The organism is Streptosporangium sp. NPDC049644, from assembly GCF_040675205.1.
GTDB lineage: Bacteria > Actinomycetota > Actinomycetes > Streptosporangiales > Streptosporangiaceae > Streptosporangium > Streptosporangium fukuiense.
On the sequence record NZ_JBFAOJ010000248.1, the window covers coordinates 1 to 1,890 of the forward strand.

Below are 1,890 nucleotides of genomic sequence, written 5' to 3' on the forward strand. Positions count from 1 at the left end.
GAACGCCGCCAGCGGCCCCATGATCATCGCGCCGAGGAACATCGGGTTCTCCGCGCCCACCACGACACCCATGGTGGCCACCGCGCCGACCACCGCGCCCCGCTGGCCATGGACCATCCGCCCACCGGTATAACCGATCAGGACGGGCAGCAGCGTGGTGATCATCGGCCCGACCAGAGCCGCCAGGCTCTCGTTCGGCAGCCAGCCGGTCGGGATGAACAAGGCGGTGATCAGACCCCAGGCGATGAACGCCCCGATGTTCGGCATGATCATCCCGGCCAGATACCCGCCGAAACGCTGGATCTTCGCTTTCACCCCGGTTCCGGTGACGGTGGGGGTGTAATCGGTGCTCATGTGAATTGTGCTCCTTCCGGGGCGGCCGGCCACCAAAGAAAAGGAAGGGACCGGCCAGGGGGGTGGAACCGCGCCGCTGTCAGCCCCCGGACCGCAGCGGCAGGGTGGGATCGGCGGCGATGACACGCACGTCATCACGCCGAATGTCATCAGGGCCGGGCATCCGGCTGCCCGGCAGCCCGACCGCGGCCGTCGCCCAGGCCAACGCCTCGACCAACGCGGCCCGCCCGCACGCGCCGGCGGCCAGGAACCCCGCCAGCATCGCGTCACCGGCACCGACCGAACTACGCGGCTCGGCCAGCGCGCACCGGCCGAACCACACCTGATCGCCTTGCAACAAGATCGCGCCATCGGCGCCCAGACTGGCCAAGACCGTGCCCGCGCCCCGCTCCCGCAGACTCTCGGCCGCCTTGATCGCATCCCCCAGGCAGGAGATGACCATGCCGGTGGCCTCGCTCAACTCCTCCCGGTTCGGCTTGACCAGGGCCGGAGCCTGGGCGAGCGCCTCGACCAGCGCCGGCCCGCTGGTGTCGACCGCGACGTTGATCCCCGCCCCGCTGAACCGCTCACACAGGCGGGCATACACATCGACCGGCACCCGCGGCGGCAGACTCCCCGAGGCCACCACCCAGTCCGCCGAGCCGGCCGCCCCCAGCACCGCGGCGGCCAGAGCCTCCAGCTCGGCCGGCGACAACGCCGTCCCCGGCTCGTTGATCTTCGTGACCGTGCCGTCCGGCTCGGCCAGCGCGACATTGGACCGGGTGGCCCCGGCCACCGGCACGGTGACCATCTCGATCCCCTCGGCTGACAGCAGGCTCACCAGCCGCCGCCCCTCGTCCCCGCCGAAGGGCACCACCGCACACGAGCGGACCCGGTTGGCCAGCAACGCCCGCGAGACGTTGACCCCCTTGCCGCCGGGGTCCAGATGCGTCGCGGCCGCCCGGATCACCGCCCCGCGCCGCAGCGAGGCCACCTCGATCGTGCGATCCAGGCTGGGATTGAGGGTCAAGGTGACGATCACGCCCGGATCACCTCGGGCCCGGCCGCGGCCAGCTCGGCCGCCACCCCGCTGTCCAGACCCATGTCACTGATCACCACATCGATCTCCTGCAGCGCGGCGAACCGGGCCAGATAGGTGTTGGCGAACTTGGTGTGATCGGCCAGCAGCACACAGCGCTGCGCCGCGGTGACCATCGCCCGCTTGATCGCGGCCTCGGCCGGATCCGGGGTCGTCAGCCCCTTGGCCACCGAACAGCCGTTGGCCGCCATGAACGCCACGTCCACGTGCAACTCGGCCAACGGCCGCAGCGCCCAGTCATCAACGGTGGCCAGGGTCCGCCCCCGCACCCGGCCCCCCAGCATGAACACCGTCAGGTTCGCGCGGGTGGCCAGCGCGGTGGCCAGCGGCGGGGAGTTCACGATCACGGTCAGCTCCCGGTCGACCGGCAGCGCCTGCACCAGACGACCCGTCGTCGTACCCGCGTCGATGATGATCGCGCCGTCCTCGGGAAGCTCCGCCAGCGCCGCCTTGGCGAT

2 protein-coding genes and 1 pseudogene are annotated in these 1,890 nt (G+C 71.3%); all 3 read right to left on the bottom strand.

Features of this window, described 5'->3' with window-relative positions:
* A pseudogene (locus AB0J58_RS44850) lies at positions 1-354 on the bottom strand (PTS mannose transporter subunit IIA); the annotation flags it as partial.
* A 79-nt stretch (positions 355-433) separates the two neighbouring features.
* On the bottom strand, positions 434-1,375 hold the full coding sequence (gene pfkB, locus AB0J58_RS44855) for a 1-phosphofructokinase (RefSeq protein ID WP_364227929.1): 942 nt from the start codon (positions 1,373-1,375) through the stop codon (positions 434-436).
* On the bottom strand, positions 1,372-1,890 hold a 519-nt coding region (locus AB0J58_RS44860), incomplete at its 5' end, for a D-beta-D-heptose 1-phosphate adenosyltransferase (protein ID WP_364227932.1). The genes pfkB and AB0J58_RS44860, both read right to left, overlap by 4 nt.